The organism is Streptomyces reniochalinae (genome assembly GCF_003323735.1).
Lineage (GTDB): Bacteria > Actinomycetota > Actinomycetes > Streptomycetales > Streptomycetaceae > Streptomyces > Streptomyces reniochalinae.
Genome location: NZ_QOIM01000036.1, coordinates 163,729 through 184,933 on the forward strand (window position 1 = coordinate 163,729; position 21,205 = coordinate 184,933).

Here is a 21,205-nt window from a genome sequence, read left to right on the forward strand (position 1 = left end):
CGGCGGCCCCTCGCGCGCTGCCGCAGTCGCACGCACTCGACCGCGCGCGGCAGCCGCGCCGCCGGACCGCTGGACGACGCGGTGTCACCGCAGACACGAACAGGGAGCTGAGTGTCCTTGACTCTGCCGATCTCGCCCGACGGGGTGTCGCAGGGCCGCCGGTCTCGTTCCGTCGGCGTCGGCCGGGCCCACGCCAAAGCCGTTCTGCTCGGGGAGCACGCCGTCGTGTACGGGGCCGAGGCGCTCGCGGTGCCCCTTCCGCAGCTGACGGTCACGGCGAGTGCCCGCTGGTCCAGCCGGAGGACGGAAGGGCCCGGTGACGTGTCCTTCACGGTGACGGGGCCACTGTCGCGGCCGGTGGCGGCGCAGGCATCCGACGGCCTCCGCCGGCTGGTCCGTCAGTTCTCGCCGACCCCGCGGACGGAGGACGGCGCGCACCTCGACGTGACCCTCGACTGCGCCATCCCGCACGGGCGGGGGCTCGGCTCCAGCGCGGCCTGCGCACGCGCTCTCGTCCTCGCGCTCGCGGACCTTCAGGGCCGCCAGGTCACGGAGGACGAGACGTTCGACCTGGTGCAGACGGCCGAGAACGTGGCGCACGGTCGCTCCAGCGGCGTGGACGCGCGGGCCGTCGGCGCGTGGGCCCCGCTGCTGTTCCGCGAGGGCGAGGTCCGGGAGCTGAGCGTCGGCTGCCGGGGCGTCTTCGTCGTCGCGGACAGCGGCGTCGTGGGCCGCACCAAGGCCGCAGTCGAGCAGCTGCGTGAGGGGTTCCAGCGGCACCCCGGAGCGAAAGAGGAGTTCCTCCGCCGTGCCGCGCTGCTGACCGAAGAGGCCAGGCACGCCTTGGCGGAGGGCAGGGCGGAGCAGCTCGGTACGCGGCTGACGGACTACCACGAGGTGCTCCGGGCGGCCGGGCTGAGTACCGAAGGCATCGACGGCCTCGTCGGCGCCGCGCTCACCGCGGGCAGCCTCGGAGCCAAGATCACCGGCGGCGGCCTGGGCGGCTGCGTCATCGCACTGACCACACCCGAGCAGGCCGACGAGGTCGAACAACGGCTCCGAGCGGCGGGCGCCGTGCGGACCTGGGCCGTGCCGCTGAGAGGGTCCTTTCGAGAATGAGCGCTGACTATCCGGCAACCCTCGGCCACGCGACGGAGCGGGGCAGTGGCGGGCGGGCCACCGCCGTCGCGCATCCGAACATCGCGCTGATCAAGTACTGGGGCAAGCGGGACGAGCACCTGATCCTGCCTCGTGCCGACAGCCTGTCGATGACGCTGGACCTCTTTCCGACGACCACCCGCGTGCACCTCGACCCCGAGGCCGGTCACGACGAGGTGACACTGAACGGCCGGCCCGCCGAAGGCGAGGCGCTGCGCCGCGTCGTCGCCTTCTTGAACCTGGTGCGAAAGCGGGCAGGGCTCGCGTCCAAGGCCGTCGTGGCCAGTGAGAACACCGTCCCCACCGGGGCGGGCCTCGCCTCGTCGGCGAGCGGATTCGCCGCCCTCGCCGTCGCCGCCGCTGCCGCGTACGGGCTCGGCCTGGACGCCACCGCCCTGTCACGGCTGGCCCGGCGCGGCTCGGGGTCGGCGGCACGCTCCCTCTTCGGCGGGTTCGCGGTGTGGCACGCCGGCACGGACTCCGGCACCGCTCTACAGGCCGATCTCAGCTCCTACGCCGAGCCCGTTCCCGTGAGCGACATCGACCCCGCCCTGGTCATCGCCGTGGTCGACGCGGGCCCGAAGACCATCCCAAGCCGAGCGGCCATGCGACGCACCGTCGAGACCTCTCCGCTGTACGAACCGTGGGCCGTCTCCAGCGGGGACGACCTGCGCCTGATGCGCGCCGCGCTGCTCGCGGGCGACTTCGAGACGGTCGGGGAGATCACCGAGCGCAACGCGCTCGGCATGCACGCGACCATGCTCGCGGCGCGGCCGGCCGTGCGCTACCTGTCGCCGGCCACGCTCACCGTCCTCGACCGCGTGCTCCGGCTGCGGGAGGACGGCGTTCCGGCCTACGCCACCATGGACGCCGGCCCCAACGTCAAGGTGCTGTGCCGCCGTGCGGACGCCGAACGGGTCGCCGAGGCCGTGCGGGACGCTGCGCCCTCAGGATCGGTGCTGGTCGCCAAGGCGGGCCCCGGCGCCCGCCTGCTGCCCGGGAGCGGTTGATGACCCGCCGGCGAACCGTCGTGAGACGCGCACCCGGCAAGCTGTTCGTCGCGGGGGAGTACGCGGTGGTCGAGCCGGGCAACCCGGCGATTCTCGTCGCGGTCGACCGCTACGTCACCGTCACCGTGACCGGCCGCGACGAGGCGGGCGTCGAGATCTCCTCCGACCTGGGGCCGCGCGGTACGCGATGGCAGTGGCGGGACGGCCGCCTCAGCCCGCGCGGCACCGGCGACGCGCAGGGTGCGCGCGCGGGCCTCGCGCACGTGATCTCCGCGATCGAGACGGTCGCCGCGCTGCCGGCCGGACGCGGATCGCTTGCCCCGGCCCTCAGCGTGTCGGTCGACAGCGGCCTGCACGAGGACGGCACCAAGTACGGACTGGGGTCGAGCGGTGCCGTGACCGTGGCGACCGTGGCAGCCGTCGCCGCGTACCGCGGTCTCACACCGACCGACGAGGAACGGTTCCGGCTGGCTCTGCTCGCCACCGCCGAGATCGACCCCAAGGGCTCAGGCGGCGATATCGCCGCCAGCACCTGGGGCGGCTGGCTCGCCTACCGGGCGCCGGACCGGGCCGCCGCGCTGGAGCTCGCCCGCAGCCGCGGCCTCGCGGAGGCGCTGAGCACACCCTGGCCCGGGTTCGCGGCGCGTCGCCTGCCCGCTCCGGCGGGTCTCGCGCTGGCGGTTGGCTGGACCGGCGACCCGGCCTCCACCACCTCCCTGGTCTCCGATCTGCACCGGCGAGCCTGGCGCGGCACCGCAGCGCACAGAAGATTCATCAGCGCCACCACCGACTGCGTGCGCGCGGCGATCGCGGCACTGGAGGCCGGCGCAAGCCAGGAGTTGCTGGAACAGGTCAGGCGGGCCCGGAGGGAGCTGGCCCGACTGGACGACGAGGTCGCCCTGGGCGTCTTCACACCCCGGCTGACGGCGCTGTGCGAGGCCGCCGAAGCCGTCGGAGGCGCGGCAAAGCCCTCAGGGGCGGGCGGCGGGGACTGCGGCATCGCCCTGCTGGACGCCGGTGCCCCGCGACAGTTGGCTCGATTGCGCGAGAGGTGGGCTTCGGCCGGGGTGGTGCCCTTGCCGGTCCGTCCCGCCGCGGAAGGGAACGAGGGATGATCGCTCAACGCAAGGACGACCACGTCCGGCTGGCTGTCGAGCAACAGCAGCAGCACAGCGGACGCAACCAGTTCGACGAAGTCGCGTTCGTGCACCACGCGCTGGCCGGCCTCGACCGGCCCGACGTCAGCCTGGCGACCGCCTTCGCCGGCATCTCGTGGCAGGCGCCGCTGTACATCAACGCGATGACCGGCGGCAGCGAGCGCACCGGCCGCATCAACCGGGACCTGGCCATCGCCGCCCGCGAGACCGGCGTGGCCCTCGCTTCGGGGTCCATGAGCGCCTACTTCAAGGACCCGGACTGCGCCGAGACCTTCAGCGTGCTGCGCAAGGAGAACCCGGACGGCTTCGTCATCGCCAACGTCAACGCGACGGCCTCCGTCGACAAGGCGCGCAGGGCCGTCGACCTCATCCAGGCGGACGCCCTGCAGATCCACATCAACACCGTGCAGGAAACGGTGATGCCGGAAGGCGACAGGTCGTTCTCGTCCTGGGCTCCGCAGATCGGCAGGATCGCGGCCGGCGTCGACGTCCCCGTGATCGTCAAGGAGGTCGGCTTCGGGCTGAGCCGCGAGACCGTCCGCCTGCTGGAGGGCCTCGGCGTGCGGATCGCCGACCTCGGAGGCCGGGGCGGCACCGACTTCGCGCGGATCGAGAACGGCCGGCGCCGGCTCGGCGACTACGCCTACCTCACCGGCTGGGGACAGTCCACAGCCGCCTGCCTGCTGGACGCGCAGGACGCTCCGCTGCCCGTGCTCGCCTCCGGGGGTGTGCGCCATCCTCTCGACGTCGCCCGTGCACTGGCGCTCGGCGCGTCCGGCGTCGGCGCCTCCGGCACGTTCCTGCGCACGCTCCTGGACGAGGGGGTGTCGGCGCTGGTCGAGCGCATAGCGGTATGGCTCGACCAACTGACCGCACTCCTGACCATGCTCGGCGCGCGCACCCCCGCCGAACTGACGCACTGCGACCTGCTGATCACCGGCGAGCTGCGTGGCTTCTGCGCCGACCGGGGGATCGACCCCGGGCCGTTCGCCCGCAGGTCCGGCAACCTCGACTTCCCCAACGACATGACGGGAAACACACGATGACCGACCACGCGATCGCCGGTGTTCCGATGCGCTGGGTGGGACCCGTGCGCATCTCGGGAAACGTGGCCACCACCGAGACACAGGTCCCCCTCGCCACCTACGAGTCGCCGCTGTGGCCCTCCGTGGGCCGGGGCGCGAAAGTCTCCATGCTCTCCGAGCGGGGCATCGTCGCCACCCTCGTCGACGAGCGGATGACCCGCTCGGTCCTCGTGGAGGCCGTGGACGCGCAGGCCGCGCTGACGGCCGCCCGGACCATCGACGCGCGCCTCGGCGAGCTGCGCGAGGTGGTGCGCACCTGTAGCCGGTTCGCGGAGCTGATCGGCGTACGCCACGAGATCAACGCCAACCTGCTGTTCGTCCGCTTCGAGTTCACCACAGGCGACGCCTCGGGGCACAACATGGCGACGCTCGCCTCCGACGTGTTGCTCGAACACCTGCTGAAGACGATCCCGGACATCTCCTACGGGTCGATCTCCGGGAACTACTGCACGGACAAGAAGGCGACCGCGGTCAACGGCATCCTCGGCCGCGGCAAGAACGTGGTCACCGAGCTGCTCGTGCCGCGCGACGTGGTCGCCAACGTCCTGCACACGACGGCCGCGGGGATCGCCTTGCTGAACGTCCGCAAGAACATGCTCGGAACCCTGCTCGCGGGCGGAATCCGCTCGGCCAACGCCCACTTCGCCAACATGCTGCTCGGGTTCTACCTGGCCACGGGACAGGACGCGGCCAACATCGTCGAGGGCTCCCAGGGCGTCGTCATGGCCGAGGACCGGGACGGGGACCTCTACTTCGCCTGCACCCTGCCCAACCTGATCGTCGGCTCCGTCGGCAACGGCAAGGGACTCGACTTCGTGGAGACGAACCTGGCGAGGCTCGGCTGCCGGGCCGAGCGCGACGCCGGCGAGAACGCGCGCCGACTCGCCGTCCTGGCGGCGGCCACGGTGCTGTGCGGAGAACTCTCCCTCCTCGCGGCCCAGACCAACCCGGGCGAGCTGATGCGGGCCCACGTCCACCTGGAGCGGAACGAGACGAGTGCGAAGGCAGGTGTCTAGAGAAATGGCCGACACGTCACCCATAGGCATCCACGACCTGTCGTTCGCGACGACAGAATACGTCCTGGCACACACGGCCCTCGCCCAGCACAACGGCACCGACGTCGCCAAGTACCACAAAGGCATCGGCCAGCGGTCGATGAGCGTGCCCGCCGCCGACGAGGACATCGTGACCATGGGCGCGGCCGCCGCGGCGCCTCTCCTCGAACGGCACGGCAGCGAGAACATCCGGACGGTCATCTTCGCCACGGAGTCCTCGATCGACCAGGCGAAGTCGGCCGGTATCTACGTCCACTCGCTGCTCGGCATGGGTTCGGCCACCCGGGTCGTCGAACTCAAGCAGGCCTGCTACGGGGCGACGGCCGCCCTGCAGTTCGCCATCGGCCTGGTGCGCCGCGACCCGGCGCAGCGCGTCCTCGTGGTGGCCGCCGACGTCTCCAAGTACGAGCTGGACAGCCCGGGCGAGGCCACCCAGGGAGCCGCCGCGGTGGCCATGCTGGTCGGCGCGGAGCCCGCACTGGTGCGCATCGAGGAGCCGTCCGGCGTGTTCACCGCCGACGTCATGGACTTCTGGCGGCCGAACTACCGCGAGGCCGCCCTGGTCGACGGGCAGGAGTCCATCACCGCGTACCTCCTGGCTGCGGAGGGCTGCTGGAAGGACTACACGGAGCAAGGCGGGCGCCCACTCGAGGAGTTCACCGCGTTCTGCTACCACCAGCCGTTCACGAAGATGGCCTACAAGGCCCACCGGCACCTGCTCAACCACTGCGGGCACGGAGTCGACGAGGACCGGGTCGCCCGCGACCTCGGCCTGACCACGGCCTACAACAACGTCATCGGCAACAGCTACACCGCCTCGGTGTACCTGGCTCTCGCCGCGCTGCTCGACCAGGCGGACGACCTGAGCGGCCAGGCCGTCGGGCTGCTCAGCTACGGCTCCGGCAGCGTCGCCGAGTTCTTCGCCGGCACCGTCGTGCCCGGCTACCGCGCCCACCTGCGGACCGCGGCGCACCGTGCGGCGATCGACCGGCGCGAGCCGGTCGACCACGCCCGCTACCGCGCGCTGCACGAGCGCTCCTTCCCGACCGACGGCGAGGAGCACCGCACCCCGGCTGAGACCACGGGTCCCTTCAGGCTGGCGGGGATCCGCGGCCACAAGCGCGTCTACGAGACCCGCGCGCAAAGGCCGCCCCGGCACTCGCAGATCCCCCGCTGACCCGCGCGTGTCCTGGGACGGCCACGATGTGCTGTGTCTAACGCCGGCGCCGCAGGGCGATCCGCGTGAGTTCGTCGATGTCGAACTCGGACCGGCCCGGTGTGCCGTAGCGGGTGAGCTGTCCGCGACTCACCCACTTGCGGATCGTCGCCTCGGACACCCCCGCGGCGAGTGCGGCCACGTTGGTGGGCACCAGCCGGTGGCGCGGCGGTCTGTTCATGTCCCGACGGCCTTCCGCCGGCGCTCCACGAGCGGCCGGAGGGTGATCCACTCGTGCATGTCCCAGGCGTGTCCCGACGAGCACCGGATTCTCGTCGCGCCCGTGGTGCCGACTGACTGGGAGGGCGCGGAGATCTTTCCGGCGCAGTCGGCCACCACGCATTCCCAGACGGGCGCACGCGGCTCGCCGCGTTCCGGGTCGATGGTCCGCAGCAACTCCCTTCGCAGACCGTCGATCTCGTCCGCGAAATCAGGTGCCGGCGGCTGCTCGGTGAGCCATTCCGCGTTCCGCAAAAGGAAACGCGTCAGGTCGGGGACCGAGCGCGTCGGGGCGGCCTGGCCGAGTCCGTCGACGACGAAGGAGCTCCACGACTCGAGAACCGCGAGAATGTTGTGCCGGGCGTCGAGCGCGGACATGTTCAGCCGTTCCGTGCTCCGGCTCCCGGACACGCGGGTGTGGTGTGTCCGTCTGGAGATCGGCGCGACGTGGTGCAGGCTCTCCTGGTAGAGGCCGGGAAGCGCGCGCAGGTTGTCCTCCAGCTGCCGGACACGCGAGGCGCCGAGGAGGGTTTCTGTCACCTCTCCGGACCCCCGTTGCGGAGTCCTGGGGCAGGCGTGGAACTCCATTCGATCTCCATTCTGAAGTGGCTTGCCCGGCGACCGCCGCAAAGGACGGTGAACGCGCCCGTGCGAAGGGCGCGGACGTGGTCGAGCCGTCGGCTCGTTGAGGAATGCGTGAGATCGCCGTCAAAGATCCGAACACGGCGCGGTGGCCTGCGGCCCTTTCTCTGCGGCCCCTTCGCTGTGGACCCTTTCCCCGTGGCCTCTCCCCGTGGCCTTTCTCCCGGGCTCTTTCCCGGTGGACGAGGCCCGCCGTGGGTTTTCCGTGCCCTCGGCGCTGCCCGTTCGATTCCGACCCGGACGCCAGGAAGGTTTCCACCGAGCGGGCAAGGGTGTCAACGTTCAACATTCACAGTCCACCGCCGCTAAAGGGGAACTCCAGATTCAGTCTCGTACGGGTGTCGCCGCCGAGGTCAGGGGCACGGTCGGCCGTGCGGCGGCGGCCCGGCCGGGCGACGCACGCGCGCGTGTCCGAGCGCCCCTCTCTCGACGAACCGGAGGAGAAACCCATGACCCCGGATGTGACCACCGACAGTGGCCAGGAGGCCGCTGACTCCGCTGACCTCGCCCGCCGCACCCGCGACGGCGTGCTCCGCCGCGTCGAGGAGAGGCTGCGCTCTCTGCTGGCGGGCGAACACGATGTGTGGGCCGGAGTGCACGAGAGGGCGGCCGTCCCCGTCGACGCGCTGTCCCAACTGATCGCGTCGGGCGGCAAGCGCGTCCGGCCGGCCTTCTGCGCCACCGGCTATCTCGCCGCCGGCGGCGATCCCGACACCCCCGGCATCGTGTCAGCCTGCGCGGCCCTGGAGATGCTGCACGTGTCGGCGCTCGTCCACGACGACGTGCTGGACGACTCCAGCCGGCGGCGCGGAGCGCCCACCGTCCACGCGGCCCACGCGCAGCTGCACGTAAGCCGCGGTTGGCAGGGTGAGGCGCGTCGGTACGGCGAGGGCGTGGCCCTCCTCGTCGGCGACCTCGCACTCGTGTACGCGGAGACGTTGATGGCCGAGGCGCCGAGGTCGGTGGTCCCCGAGTGGAACCGGCTGCGCTCCGAGGTCATGATCGGCCAGTACATGGACGTCCACGCGGCAGCCGAGTTCTCGGCCAACCCCCGGATCTCCCGCCTGATCGCCAGGATCAAGTCCGGCCGGTACACCATCCACCGGCCCCTGGTCGTGGGGGCGAGCGCGGCGGGCCGCGACGACCTCGCGGCCGCCTTCGAGGAGTTCGGCGAGGCGGTGGGCGAGGCGTTCCAGCTCAGAGACGACCTGCTGGACGCCTTCGGTGACTCAGCCGACACGGGCAAGCCCACGGGACTCGACCTCACACAGCACAAGATGACGCTGCTGCTGGGCTGGGCGATGCAGCGCGACGAGCGCATCCACAGCCTGATCACCGAACCGGGCCACACCCCCGACGAGGTGCGCCGCCGACTGGCGGACACAGGGGTTCCCGGCGACGTCGAGAAGCACATCGCCGGCCTCGTCGAGCGGGGCTGCAAAGCCATCGCCGACGCGCCCGTCGAAGACGTATGGCGCAAGGAGCTGGCCGACATGGCCGTGCGCGTCGCCTACCGCACCACCTGAGCCCGGCCCCCCTCCCGCCTCTTCCGCCTCTCATGCCGATCCGAAGGGATTACCTGTGTCCAACCCCGAAGCCGTACTCGCCCGGATGCGCGAGTACATGGTGGGACCCACCCGGTTCATGAACCTCTACGCCTGTTTCGAGCTCGGCATCGTCGAGGCGCTGCGCAAGGAGCCCGGGCTGACGGCGGCCGGTCTCGGCGCGGCTGTCGGCGCGAAACCCGATGCCGTGGAGCAGCTGCTGCATCTGCTGGTCAAGGAGGGCTTCGTGGCCCTGGACGAGGCCACGGGCGGCTACACACTCGACACACTCGGCGACGTCGCGGAAAGCGATCTCCAGCGTGTCCTGACCTTCATGGGCATGATGAAGACAGGCATGCTGCGGCAGCTGTACTACCTCACCGACAGCGTGTCCACCGGCGCAGTGGTCGGACTCAAGGAGCTCTACGGCTTCGAGGGGACGATGTTCCAGGCAGCCGCCGAGGTCGAGGAGGTGCGCGACGCGTGGGGCCCGCTGGCGCAGAGCGAGACCGCCAGCGTGTACCCCTGGTTCTTCCGCAGCTTCGACGTACCGGCCGGGGCGCGCGTGCTCGACGTGCAGGGCGGCAACGGGCTCGGGGCCATCATGACCTGCCAGACGAAGGGTTCGCCCGGCCTGCGGGTGACCACCTTCGACCGGCCCGCGATGGAGGCCGAGTGCCTGCGGAACTTCGAGGCGCAGGGTGTGGCGGAGCAGTGCTCGTTCGCGGGCGGCGACGCCATGGAGTCCCTGCCGGGCGGCTACGACGTGATGCTGCTCAAACACTTCGTGGACATGTACGACAAGGACGAGGTCCTCACGCTCTTCCGCAACGCCCACCGGGCACTGGAGCCCGGTGGGCAGATCGTCGTGCTCGCGCCCGTGTACCCCGAGGACATCCGGGATGCCGACGACTACCAGGCCGACTTCTTTCCGGCCTACATCCTCGGATGTGTGGTGGGGCGCGGTGGACTCCAGAAGGTGTCCACCTACCGCGGCTGGCTGGAGCAGTCCGGGTTCGAGGTCACCTCGGTGCGCGCCAAGGACCCGGCCGACATCCCGCCGGACGCCATCATCAACCGCGTCGTCATCTGCGCGACGAAGGCGGGCTGAGCCGTCGGCCGGTGCGGCGCGAGCGTCAGAGCCGAGCCGGGCGGGGGTCTTCGCCCCCGCCCGGCAGGCGGCAGCCCTCCGCGGCGACCGCGCGCAGGCGCGTGCCGCGCCAGAAGCGCCACCGCACCGGAGCCGGACGCGCGGAGGGGGACCGGTCCAGGACCGGGCCCTGTCAGGCCGCGTACAAGTCGAACGTCGAGCTGCGCTTCGGCCCTGCGACGACGTCCAGTTGCGGGTCGACGACCAGCATCGCCTGGTGGAGCCGCTGCACCCGGGGCGAGGGCTCGACGCCCAGGCTTCTGATCAGCCGGACCCTCAGCTTGTGGTAGACCTCCAGGGCCGACGCCTGGCGGCCCGACCGGTACAGCGCCACCATGGCCTGCGAGTGCAGACCCTCGTGCTGGGGGTGCCGGGCCGTCAACTCCGTCAGCTCCGGCAGCAGTTCGGTGTGCCGGCCGAGCCGCAGGTCGGCGTCGATCCTCCGCTCGACGGTACCGAGGCGGCTCTCCTCCAGACGCATGACCTCTATCCTGAGGACGGGTCCGACCCTCACGTCGACCAGCGAAGGCCCCTGCCACAGCGTGAGCGCCTGCCGGAAGCGGTCGGCCGCGACGGCGTCGTCACCGGACTCGAAGGCCGACCGGCCCTCCGCGACCATACGTTCGTATGCGTGCACGTCGACGGCCTCGGAGGGGACTTCCAGCACGTATCCGCCGTGCCGCGTGGCGAGCACCTCCTTGGCGGCGCCGGGGACGCCGGACCCCATGGCACTGCCGAGGCGCCGGCGCAGTTGCAGGATGTAGGTCTGCAGGGTGGCCAGTGCGCTCTGCGGCGGCGTGGCCCCCCACAGTTCCTCCATGAGCGTGGGAACGGGCACCACCTGCCCGGGTCTGAGAGCGAGCAGTGACAGCATCTGCCGCGGTTTGGCGGCCGACGGGACGATGGATTCTCCGTTGACCTCGGCACACAGGGCGCCCAAGACCTGTATCTTCACGTTCTCCCCGTTAACTCGTCGAGTTCCTCTCAGCGGTGCGAGTCCGCTGTCGCGCACCGCAGCCGCAACCGCGCCGCCGACCCCCCCCTTTGACCGACCAGAACGCACGAAGCTCACCTCACGAAGCGGAACGCACGGAGCCGTTCCGGCATGACGTGACGCGGCCGTCCCCGGCCCTGGGCGTGCCACGCGCTGACCACCGCGCATCCAGCGGCGGGCGAGTGCGTCGTGGGGGGAGGGAAGCTCTGGGAGGGGAGTGGTCACTCAGCTCGCGGGAACAAGTCGCGCCTCGGTGGGGGGGGGGGCTCAGCCCCCCGTGCCGGGCGAAGAGAACGAAGGGCTCGGCCGAGCGGACCGGGCGGCGTGGGGGCCGCTCGCCGGAGCGACGGCACATGGATCGGCGGCTTTCGAGACAGCGACGCGCCAGTCGGCGAGGGCCGAGTGAGGATCCGGCGACTCGGCTGTCTCGGACATTGATCCTCCAGGTATCCCGCGCCGGCACCTGTCTGGTTCGGCCCGGATCATTCCGGTGCTGGGTACGGTCCTCAGTGTTGTTCACGGGACTTGGGTGCCACTGTCCACCGACTTGGCGCGGACTTGGCGGCGGCCGGGCGGGCACGTGAGACCGGTCGGTGTCCGTTCGATGTGTTTCCAACGGGGCCGTGAGCAAGCGCTGTTCACGTCTCCTCGGTGCGCGGACGCGACGTCGGTCCGCTGCGATGTCGGTCCGGTGCGACGTCGGCGAGGCCGCTACCGCGGGGGCGACGCTTCCCGGCCTCCGCCCGAGCGCGTGCCTCACTCCGCGCCGGAGAAGAGGTTTCCGCTTCTCGGCCGCAGGGCGGCGGTACGGATGCGTTGCAGGAGATGGACCCGGCGAGAGCGCCCCATCCTGTGGTGCAGCACGTCGGCGGTCAGCGCGTGGGTGAAGAAGTACCAGCCCAGCCGCTGCCGGTGCTCCTTGATCAGGCCCGCCGCGACGATGGTGTCGACGGCTTTCAACGCCTCACCGATCTCGATCGAGGAGGCCTCGGCCACGACGTCTATGGCGAAGCCGCGGCCGGCCACGGAGGCGACGGACAGCAACTCGTCGGCGACCGGACCGAGTCGCGCGACGCGCCCGAGCACCACCTCGCGTACCGGAGCCGGTACCGGTGCCGTGCGGGCACTCGGGCGCTCCTCGCCGTCCAGGACCCTGATCAGCTCGCGCAGGTAGAAGGGGTTGCCACCCGAGCGGTGCCGCAGCTCCTCGGCGGTGGTCCCGCTCACCTCCCGCCGGAGCGTCGCACTCGCCAGGGCGCGCGTCTCCGCGACGTTCAGACCGGTCAGCTCCACCCGGGTGATCTCCGCGCGGGCGAGCGCGTCCGACGTCTCAGCCGGCGCCGCCGCCTCACCGGAGCGGTACGACGCCGCCACCAGCAGCCGACTCGCCCGCACCGACTCGGCCAGGTGGGCCAGCAGCCGCAGGGAGCCGGGGTCCGCGCGGTGAAGGTGGTCGAGCACGAGCACCAGCGGTGTGACGTGGGACGCTTCGGTCAGGTACTGCACGATCGCCTCGAACCGCCGCAGGGTGTCGGCGTCGGCGTCGGCGTCGGCGCGGTCCGGCGGCTGTCGCGTCGACCCGTCGAGGACCTCGGCCACGGGTTCGGGTACCGGTTGGCGCGGGCAGTGGGCGCCGGCCGCTCCCAGCACCTGGCGCCAGGGCCATAGCGGCGGTGTCGTGACGTGTCCCGGGCACGAACCCCACAGGACAGGTGCTTCCGCCAGTTCGGTGAAACGGCGCAGCAGACTGGTCTTCCCGATACCCGGCTCTCCTGACACCGTCAGTACCCGCCCCTGGCCGGCCGCCGCAGCTGCGGAGACCGCCGCGAGTTGCCGCAGTGCCCCCTCGCGGCCGACGAAGGTCTCCTCGACATCGGCCGCGGTGTGCCGCGGCGGGACGGGCGTGCGGACGTGGACCCGGGGCGCGGCCACAGGGGCGGCAGGTGCTGCCGGTGTCCGACCGGCCGGCGGCGGGCGCCAGTCGAGGCCCGGCGCGTGGCTGAGGATCTCGCGTTCGAGGTGCTGCAACGCCGGCCTGGGGTCGATGCCCAGCTCCTCACCCAGCCGCCTCTGGTTGGCCCGCAGCACCGCCAGCGCGTCGGCTTGTCGTCCAGCTCTGTACAGCGCCAGGCTCAGGAGTTCGCAACCGTATTCGCGCAGCGGATGGGCCTGGGTGAAGGCCTCCAGTTCGGCGACTGCCATCTCGTGGGCCCCGACGGCCAGCAGCGCCGCGCAGCGCCCCTCGACGGCCGACAGCCGCAGCTCCTCCAGCCGTGCCACTTCGGCCGCCACATGGACCGAGTGGGACACCTCCGTGTAGGCCTCGCCGCGCCACAGCGCCAACCCGGTCTCGAACTCGCTCAACGCCTCCTGCGGGTCACCGCGGTTCCACGCGTCCCACCCCGCTTTGGTGCGTCTCTCGAACCGCTGGACGTCCACCTGGACGACGTGGCCGTCCAGCAGGTAGCCCCGGTCGCTGGTCCGTAACACCTTTGTCGGCGTCCGTGGAGCCCGGTCCGGCTCCAGTGCCCTGCGGAGATTGGCCACGTACGACTGGAGCGAGGCCATCGCCGAAGGCGGCGGACCCTCGGACCACAGCGTTTCGAGCATCACGTCGACAGGTACGGGGCGGCCGACCCGGCTGACCAGTAATGTGACCAGCTTCCGCTGCTTGGGCGCCCCCAGATTCACGGGGCCGCCGGCGACCATGGCCTCCAACGGACCCAGCGCACGGAAACGCGCCATGGGCGGGGCAATGCCGTGCATTTCCGAAGGCTGCGCCTCGTCGGTCCCTCGGATTGGCTCCGACGGCGTGTCGAACGCTCTCGCAAAGAATCTTGCGTCAGTCATGTCGTGCTTCTTCCAAGTCAGCGGCAGGGAAGGTGTAGCGACGAATCACCTCAACAAGGGTGATGCGAAAACCGGCGTGCCGAAGACCGTGGAATGAGGCAGCGGACGCGCGGTGCGAGGCAGCCGTGAAGGCGGCAGGGCAGGGTGCCAACTCCCGTACGACGGGGCGCGGATGGCTTGGCGGCGTCCGTGCCGGGCGTTACCTCGGACAAGCCGGGTCGGGTCGCTGGAACCATGCCTTCGGTGCCACAAGCGAGGGGGGAGGAGAGAGCACCGTGCTGTCTGCGCAGATGAATGGAATGTACATGGCCAGCTCGCTTCACGCATATCCCCCCGGCGGAGCGAAGGCAACCAACCACGAATGCCGTCGGCCCCCACGCACGCTTGAGTATGTTTTCCGCACAGATCGGTGTCAAGGCTGGGCTTCGAAGGGTTCGGGTCACCAATTTCTCGGTCACAAGACGGTCCGGAAGAAGCGGAGTGCCGGCAACACCCGCCGAGGTGGACCGGGCCGCCAGGAGCGGCGGGCGGGCGGTGTCTGCCACCGGTCTGCCACCGGCCGAGGCGCGGCCGTCCCCTCAGAAGGTCTCTCCACGAGCCGGAACCCGCACGGTGGGCGGCGGTTCCGCAGGCGGCTCGACCAGTGCCGTGTGCGCGACGGAGTGCTCACCGCGCGCCATCAGGTAACCGAGCTGGAAGCGGTGCTGGGCACCGTACTGCTCGCGCAGCGACGCGATGTGGCCCTGCACGGAACGCAGGCTGATGCCCAGGCGGCGCGCGATCGCCTTGTCGGAACGGCCCTCGATCAGCAGCGCTGTGATGGCCCGGCGCACGTCGGGTATGACCTCGCGGGCGGCGTCCGCCGCCCGCACCGGCCGGAAAGGGAACTGTTCGGCCCGCACCCAGGCCCTCTCGTAGACGCCTGCGAGGAACGCGACAACGACGCCGTCCCTGATCAGCGCGGCGCTGTGCGGGTGCCTCGCCCCGGCGATGAAGGCGACCTCGGCGTCGACGATGATCAGCCGCTCGAAGAACTCGGGGAGTGTGCGCACCTCCACCTCCCGGTGTCCCATGACCTGCTGGACGTACCTCTTCGCCGGCTCGGAGAAGCGGGCGCTGTGCTGGAAGAGCGTCCGCATGGCCACTCCGCGGGCCAGGGGGTCGCGGACCGCGGCGTGGACCATGTCCAGTGTGGCCTCGGTGCGCGGTTCGTCCGGCTGTGCGGTGAGGATCTCCCGCTTCGCACGCCACAGCACATCCCCGATCGCCGCCTGCACCACGTCCTGTCCCTCGATGTGCCGGATGCGGCCCGGAACCTCCGCGTCCCCCTCGGACAGAAGCAGCTGATCCGCGGTCTCGGTGGCGTACCGTTCGAGACTGCTGAGAGTGTCGGCGATCTGTAGCAAGGACTTCAGTGGTGAGTCGGCGGGGGCCAGGACGGTGTCCCGGGCCTGTCTGCTGCCTGCGCTCATGACGCCGTCCTTCCCGTCGACGCGACCTGGCTGCCGCCGCTCGGCTCTCGACCGGTCAGGGACGCCGGCCGAAGCCGGCGGGCACCGGACCGACCGCTGTTCGCGGGTAAGTGACGACGGGGGCGGCTTTCTCTCCCGCCGCGGGGCGTCGACGGTCTCGCACGAAACCTCGTCCCCGGCCGACGGCGGCGCACGCGCATAAGGTTCCCCCCCGTTCTCCCTGCCCCGGCCCCCTCATGGCCGGCCACGGCGCGGCGGCCGGGCCCATGCGCTCCGCGAGCGCACCGGGCGGCACCGCGCCCTGTCGAATCCTTGGTGAACGCTCCGGATGGCGCAACCACGAACGCCGGTCACCCCAGTGATCCTCGCTCAATACTCTAGTGACGTCGCACGGCGCGGTGCGGGCCGAGACGTGGCGCGCCGGAGCGCCCTGACCAACTCGCCGACGCCCGGATCGCGCAGCGCTCCGTAGTGATCGGTCTCCAGCTGGACGACGGCGGGCGGCGCCGCTGTGTGGCCGGGCGCGCGCTCGATGAAGGAGGGCGCGTCGTCGCGTGCCCTGAAGACGGTGACGGGCGCGGAGACCCGGCGCGTGCCGGGGGCGACGTGGTGGTAGGTGAATCCGTAGGTGCGGCGGACGACGGCCACCACGCGGCGGATCAGCCCCGGGTCCAGCTGCGGGAACCGCCGGCCGATGAACCGTGCGAAGCTCTCCGCGTCGGTGGACTGGCGAAGGCACTCCTCCAGAGCCGGGCTGCGGACCGTTCCGGCGAAGACGGAGAAGAGCAGGGTGGTGAAGACGGGATCGGCGAAGTCGGCCACCGCCGTGCCGGGCGCCGTCCGCCAGGTGCGGGCCGGCGCCTCTGAAGGTGCCGCCCGCGGGGTGCCGGTCACCCCGGAGCCCGGTGTATGCGACGCGCGGGTCGCCGCCGCGCCGGGAGCCGTCTGCGGGGCGCCGGTCACCCGTGGCGATCCGGGTGCCAGCAGGAACAGCTGCTCCACGCGCTCACCCGACTGCTCCAGTTGCCAGGCCGTCTCGAACGCGACCCGCGCGCCGAACGAGTAGCCCCACAGGGTGTACGGCCCCTCGGGCTGGACGCGTCGCAGCGCCGCGATGTCGACGGCGGCCATCTCCTCGATGGACGGCAGCGGCGACTCGCCCTCGTTGACGCCCTGCGACTGGATGCCGTAGACGGGTCGGTCCCCGGGTGCGCGGGACGCGAGCAGCCGCAGGTTCATCGTGACACCGCCGAGGCCGGGCCAGCAGAAGACCGCGGGTCCGCTGCCCTCGGACCGCAGTGGGGTGATCCGGGAGGCGGCGACGGCGGCTCTGGCGCCCACCGCCTCGGCCAGCTTCGCCACGGTCGTCGCCTCGAACAGCGACTGCAACGGCATGGTGCAGCCGAACGCCTCGTTGATCTGCCTGACGAGGGCGACCGCGATCAGCGAGTCTCCGCCGAGCTGGAAGAAGTCGTCGTGCACGGAGACGAAGTCCCGCTTCAGTGCCGCCTTCCACAGACCGCACAGCCGCGCCTCCGTCCGGTTGCGCGGCTCCACCAGCGGCCGGGCTCGGGCCGACACCTCCGCGACATGCCCTTCGAGCGCCTTGGTGTCGAGCTTGCCGTTGGGGGAGTGCGGTAGCTCGGGGACGACCAGGATCCGGCTCGGCAGCATGTACTCGGGCAGTGAAGCCACCAGGTCGTCCCTGATCAGCTCCTCGGGTCCCTTCATGTGCACCTGGTCCTCGTGCATGCCCTCGTGGCGGAGCTGCTCCTCGCTGACGGTGCCGCCGACGCAGAAGTACGACGCCCCGGTGGGCCGCCCGGCCTGCCGCAGGATCCGCGTCATGTGCCGGGCGGCGGGCAGGTCGTCACCGGAGCGCGAGCTGTAGCCGGCGGGCATGAAGCCGAGGTGGCCTGCGTTCATCATCAGGTGTTGCAGCTCGCGGCCCAGGTCGAGATAGCCCAGCCGCTCCCTGCCCCGCTCGGCGGCACGGCTGACGAGGGTGACACCGAACCCGGACCGGTCGTACACCGCCTGGTTGATGGCGACCACGTGCCGCTTGAGCACCAGCTCGTCGCTGATCAGGTGCAGTCGGCCCGCCCGGTACAGGTACTGGCCGCTGGGCACGCCTGCCTCGCTGCCCGGGTGAAACTGCACGTAGACGTCGAGGGAACGCTGCGCGGGTGCCTGGGCGTGCGCCTCCGTCCACGGCACCAGCTCGAACGAGCCCAGGTGGTGATCCTCGTCGTCGCAGCCGAGGAGCCGGGGAAGACCGCTGTTGTGCTCCGCCTCGGCGAGGGCGAGGCCGTGGGCGGGCAGCACCTCGTCGAACAGGCCGGCCATGTGCCCGGCCTCGATCTCCAGTACCTCGCGGATGTTCTTCTTGTACACCGGCTCGATCGCCGCTCTGCGGCCGATGAGGTGCACACGCGCCAGGGGGCGGTCCGCCGTCTCGCTGCGGTGGATCAGCACCAGCTCGCGATGGACGGGGTGGTAGTAGTAGTGACCTGCCGCCAGGCCACCGACCCCGGACAGCTCCAGGTACAGCTGCGTCGCGTAGAGGGATCCGGGCGAGGCGTACGCGTACTTGGGCAACAGCCGCTCCGGGCTGAGGTACTGCCCGAAGTTGCCGAGGATGTCGCCCAGTTCGGGCAGCGTCAGCTCCTCGGGCCGACGCGATCCGCGGCCACGGGTCCGCCGCGCGAGCGCGGCCAGCACGTCCGCGGGCTCCAGCGGGCCGCCCTCGTAGAAGCGGTACGTCTTGCGGGCGAAGGCCCGGCGCCGCTGCTCGGCGCCTGTGGTGGTGCCGGGCAGCGGAATGGCGGGCCGTCCGGCCAGGTCGGCGGCGTCCCGTACACCCGGGTTCGACAGCTGTGCCCTGACCTGCAACTTGGACGACTTCGAGACGTGGTGTTCGCCGAACTCGCCCTGGTCCATCAACGCGGCCTCACGCGGGCTGAGTTCGACGCACGCCACCAGGTGCCGGGCGCCCGTGAGGGGATCGGTGCGCGGCAGCACGGCGGCGTTCCGCACCCAGTCGTGTGCCTCGATGGCCAGGCGGATCTCGTCCAGTTCGATGCGGAAGCCGCGCAGCTTGACCTGGTTGTCGGCGCGGCCCGCGAACTGGGCGGTGCCGTCGGGGTTCCACGAGGCCAGGTCACCGGTGCGGTACAGCCGCTCGTGGCCGGGTTCACCGTCCGCGTCGCCCGGCCGGGCCGCCGGGTTCGGCCGGAAGCGGTCCGCGGTGAGTTCGGGCCGGTGCAGGTAGCCGCGTGCCAGCTGCACACCGCTGATGTGCAGCTCTCCCGTCTCGCCAGGCGCCACGGGGCGGCCCGCGGCGTCCAGGATGTGGTAGCGCAGGCCGGGCACCGGCGTGCCGATCGGAACGGCCTCCGGGCCCCCGTCGAGGGTGGCGGGGTCGACGGTGTGGGCCGAGGTGTTGATGGTGCATTCGGTGGGGCCGTAGAGGTTCACCAGGGCGGCGCCCGGCAGCGCCTCGGACAGCTTCCTCGCGAGTGCACGGGAGAGCGCCTCCCCGCCGCTGAAGAGGTGGGTGAGCGAGGTGCAGCGGTTCAGCTCGCCGGTGTCGAGGAGCGCCTGGAGCAGCGTCGGCACGCACTGGAGAGTGGTGACGCCGTGCCGGGTGACGGCCTCGACGAGGCGCACGGGGTCGCGGTGGATGCCGCTGGACCCGACCACGACCTGGCTGCCGCCGGCGCAGGCGAGGATCTCCCACTGCGCGGCGTCGAAGCTGACCGGGGTCTTGTGCAGCACGGTGGCGCGCCGGTCGAGCGCGAACGTGTCGGTGAGCCAGCGCATCTGGTGCGCGAGCGACCGGTGTTCGATCGCCACTCCCTTGGGTTTCCCCGTACTGCCCGAGGTGTGGATGACGTACGCAAGGTCGGCGGGGCGCGGGCCGCTGGGCAGCTCGGCCGCGTCCGCGCCGGACCTGCCCTTGATGAACTCCACGACGCTGTCGAGCGTGATGACGGCGGTGTCCGCGGTCAGGAACGTCGCCAGCCGGTCGCGCAGAAAGTCCTGCGTGAGGACGACGCGCATGCGGGCGTCCTGCGCGATGAGGCGAATGCGCTCGGCGGGGTAGTCGGGGGAGAGGGGGAGGTAGGCTCCGCCCGCACGCAGTACACCCCAGGCGCCGCTCACCAGATCCAGGGAGGGCTCGACGAAGAGCCCCACGCACGCGTCCGGGCCGACGCCGAGGTGGTGCAGGTAACGTGCCACGTCGTCGGCCTGGTCTGCCAGCTCTCGGAAGGTGAGCGACTCACCCTCGTGGACCACGGCGATGTCGCCGGGGCGGGCGAGAGCCTGGGCGTGGAGCAGATCGGGCAGACATGTCTCGGCGGCGTCCTGGCTCTTCATCAACGTACCCCCGTACTCGGATGAGTCCTCGACCTCCGGCTCGAACGTACGGAGTCGCGTCAGGAGCGGCGGCGCGGGCGACCCCCGCAATCGATGCACTGCGGCAACCCGAACCATGGGCCACATGGTCTTCGCGCACGGAGGGCGGCAGATTCTGGACGGGCATGTGCCGGAGCGCGCGATGCGCGGCACGTGCCGGGCGGAACAGATGCGGAGGGCCCCGTGACCGAACCATCCACCGGCGGCGTCGTCGGCTCAGTCGACGAACTCGTGGGGAACACCCCGATGCTGCGGCTGAGGCTCCCCGGGCTGCCCGACGACGCCCACGTGCTGGCCAAGCTGGAGTCGGCGAACCCGCTGTCCAGCATCAAGGACAGGGCCGCCGCTTTCATGCTGCGCGCCGCCGAGGAGAGCGGGGCGCTGCGGCCCGGCGGCACGGTCATCGAGTCCACCTCGGGCAACACCGGCATCGCCCTGGCGGCGCTGGCCGCGGCCCGCGGCTACGGCTGCCGGATCGTGCTGCCCGACAACGCCTCGCGGGAGCGCCTGCTGACCCTGCGCATGCTGGGCGCCGGGATCGAACTCACCGATTCCGCGAGGGGTTTCGCCGGCTGCGTGGAACGCGCCGAGGAGCTGCACGCCGGGACCCCCGGGTCCTGGTACGCCGCCCAGCACCTCAACCCCGACAACGTACGGGCCCACTACGAGACGACGGGTCCTGAGATCTGGCGGGACACCGGCGGCCGCGTCGACTACCTGGTCTGCGCGGTGGGCACCGGTGGCACACTGACCGGCATCGCCCACTGCCTGCGGGAGCACAACCCCGAGCTGAAGGTCGTGGCCGTCGAGCCCGCGGGGTCGCCCCTGCTGTCCGGCGGTGAGCCGGGACCGCACCGCATCCCCGGGCTCAACGGCGGATTCACCAGCCCGGTCACCGACCTCACGGTCATCGACGAGGTGATCGCCGTCGAGGACGAGGACGCGGCGGCCACCACCCGCGCCCTCGCCGTCTCCGCGGGCGCGCTCGTCGGCGTCTCGTCGGGCGCGGCCGCGTACGGATGCCTGGAGCTGGCGCGCCGCTGCGACCTCGCCGGCGCCACGGTCGTCACCGTCTTCCCCGACACCGGAGAGCGCTACCTCAGCTGGTGGCCGGAGGCTGAGGACGTGCCAGAGGAGCGCGTCGAGGACACGGCCCGCCCCGCGTCGCTCACGGCCGGATGAACCGGGTGTGCGGCACGCGTGCGGCGGCGCACCGGGTGAGAACCGGCCATCC

Annotated in this window: 15 protein-coding genes; 9 read left to right on the forward strand and 6 right to left on the reverse strand. The window is 71.5% G+C overall.

Annotated features, from left to right (window positions below; translation table 11 throughout):
- Positions 1-117: 117 nt before the first annotated feature.
- The 6 genes from mvk to DQ392_RS16945 are packed head-to-tail and all read left to right on the forward strand — an operon-like array spanning position 118 to position 6,642.
- On the forward strand, positions 118-1,119 hold the full coding sequence (mvk, locus tag DQ392_RS16920; protein WP_245981572.1) for a mevalonate kinase: 1,002 nt from the start codon (positions 118-120) through the stop codon (positions 1,117-1,119).
- Positions 1,116-2,168 carry a diphosphomevalonate decarboxylase gene (mvaD, locus tag DQ392_RS16925; protein ID WP_114016452.1) on the forward strand — a complete coding sequence of 351 codons (1,053 nt, stop codon included), beginning with the start codon at positions 1,116-1,118 and terminating at the stop codon, positions 2,166-2,168. The genes mvk and mvaD overlap by 4 nt, the downstream gene beginning before the upstream one ends.
- Positions 2,168-3,283 (forward strand): phosphomevalonate kinase, encoded by a 1,116-nt coding sequence (locus tag DQ392_RS16930; RefSeq protein ID WP_114016453.1) that lies wholly within the window; start codon positions 2,168-2,170, stop codon positions 3,281-3,283. The genes mvaD and DQ392_RS16930 overlap by 1 nt, the downstream gene beginning before the upstream one ends.
- Complete coding sequence (gene fni, locus DQ392_RS16935) at positions 3,280-4,371, forward strand: type 2 isopentenyl-diphosphate Delta-isomerase (protein ID WP_114016454.1); 1,092 nt, start codon at positions 3,280-3,282, stop codon at positions 4,369-4,371. The genes DQ392_RS16930 and fni overlap by 4 nt, the downstream gene beginning before the upstream one ends.
- Positions 4,368-5,426: a hydroxymethylglutaryl-CoA reductase gene (locus DQ392_RS16940; RefSeq protein WP_114016455.1), complete on the forward strand. Its 1,059-nt coding sequence runs from the start codon at positions 4,368-4,370 to the stop codon at positions 5,424-5,426. The genes fni and DQ392_RS16940 overlap by 4 nt, the downstream gene beginning before the upstream one ends.
- 4 nt (positions 5,427-5,430) lie before the next feature.
- On the forward strand, positions 5,431-6,642 hold the full coding sequence (locus DQ392_RS16945) for a hydroxymethylglutaryl-CoA synthase (RefSeq protein WP_114016456.1): 1,212 nt from the start codon (positions 5,431-5,433) through the stop codon (positions 6,640-6,642).
- A gap of 37 nt (positions 6,643-6,679) precedes the next feature.
- Here the strand turns inward: DQ392_RS16945 and DQ392_RS16950 are convergent, their stop codons facing one another.
- Both DQ392_RS16950 and DQ392_RS16955 read right to left on the reverse strand, forming a co-directional pair.
- The gene (locus DQ392_RS16950) at positions 6,680-6,862 is read right to left on the reverse strand and encodes a hypothetical protein (protein WP_114016457.1); all 183 of its coding nucleotides are present in this window, start codon (positions 6,860-6,862) and stop codon (positions 6,680-6,682) included.
- Positions 6,859-7,440, reverse strand: a complete 582-nt coding sequence (locus tag DQ392_RS16955; RefSeq protein ID WP_114016458.1) for a hypothetical protein — start codon at positions 7,438-7,440, stop codon at positions 6,859-6,861. The genes DQ392_RS16950 and DQ392_RS16955 overlap by 4 nt, the downstream gene beginning before the upstream one ends.
- A 551-nt stretch (positions 7,441-7,991) precedes the next feature.
- On the opposite strand from DQ392_RS16955, the gene DQ392_RS16960 reads away from it, so the two are divergent.
- Both DQ392_RS16960 and DQ392_RS16965 read left to right on the forward strand, forming a co-directional pair.
- Entirely contained in the window at positions 7,992-9,068 is a 1,077-nt protein-coding gene (locus DQ392_RS16960) for a polyprenyl synthetase family protein (protein WP_114016459.1), read from the forward strand.
- Positions 9,069-9,123: 55 nt separating this feature from the next.
- Positions 9,124-10,197, forward strand: coding sequence for a methyltransferase (locus DQ392_RS16965; protein WP_245981573.1), 1,074 nt, complete (start codon positions 9,124-9,126; stop codon positions 10,195-10,197).
- Positions 10,198-10,369: 172 nt separating this feature from the next.
- Here DQ392_RS16965 and DQ392_RS16970 read toward each other — a convergent pair whose 3' ends face one another.
- The 4 genes from DQ392_RS16970 to DQ392_RS16990 all read right to left on the reverse strand — a co-directional run bounded on the left by DQ392_RS16970 (position 10,370) and on the right by DQ392_RS16990 (position 19,932).
- Positions 10,370-11,191: an AfsR/SARP family transcriptional regulator gene (locus DQ392_RS16970; protein WP_114016460.1), complete on the reverse strand. Its 822-nt coding sequence runs from the start codon at positions 11,189-11,191 to the stop codon at positions 10,370-10,372.
- Between the two features lie 795 nt (positions 11,192-11,986).
- Positions 11,987-13,996, reverse strand: a complete 2,010-nt coding sequence (locus DQ392_RS16975) for an ATP-binding protein (RefSeq protein ID WP_245981575.1) — start codon at positions 13,994-13,996, stop codon at positions 11,987-11,989.
- A 662-nt stretch (positions 13,997-14,658) separates the two neighbouring features.
- Positions 14,659-15,552: a LuxR C-terminal-related transcriptional regulator gene (locus tag DQ392_RS16980; RefSeq protein ID WP_114016462.1), complete on the reverse strand. Its 894-nt coding sequence runs from the start codon at positions 15,550-15,552 to the stop codon at positions 14,659-14,661.
- 369 nt (positions 15,553-15,921) lie between these two features.
- Entirely contained in the window at positions 15,922-19,932 is a 4,011-nt protein-coding gene (locus DQ392_RS16990; RefSeq protein WP_245981577.1) for a non-ribosomal peptide synthetase family protein, read from the reverse strand.
- Between the two features lie 222 nt (positions 19,933-20,154).
- Between DQ392_RS16990 and DQ392_RS16995 the strand changes: the two genes are divergently transcribed.
- Positions 20,155-21,153, forward strand: a complete 999-nt coding sequence (locus DQ392_RS16995; RefSeq protein ID WP_245981578.1) for a PLP-dependent cysteine synthase family protein — start codon at positions 20,155-20,157, stop codon at positions 21,151-21,153.
- Positions 21,154-21,205 lie beyond the last annotated feature (52 nt).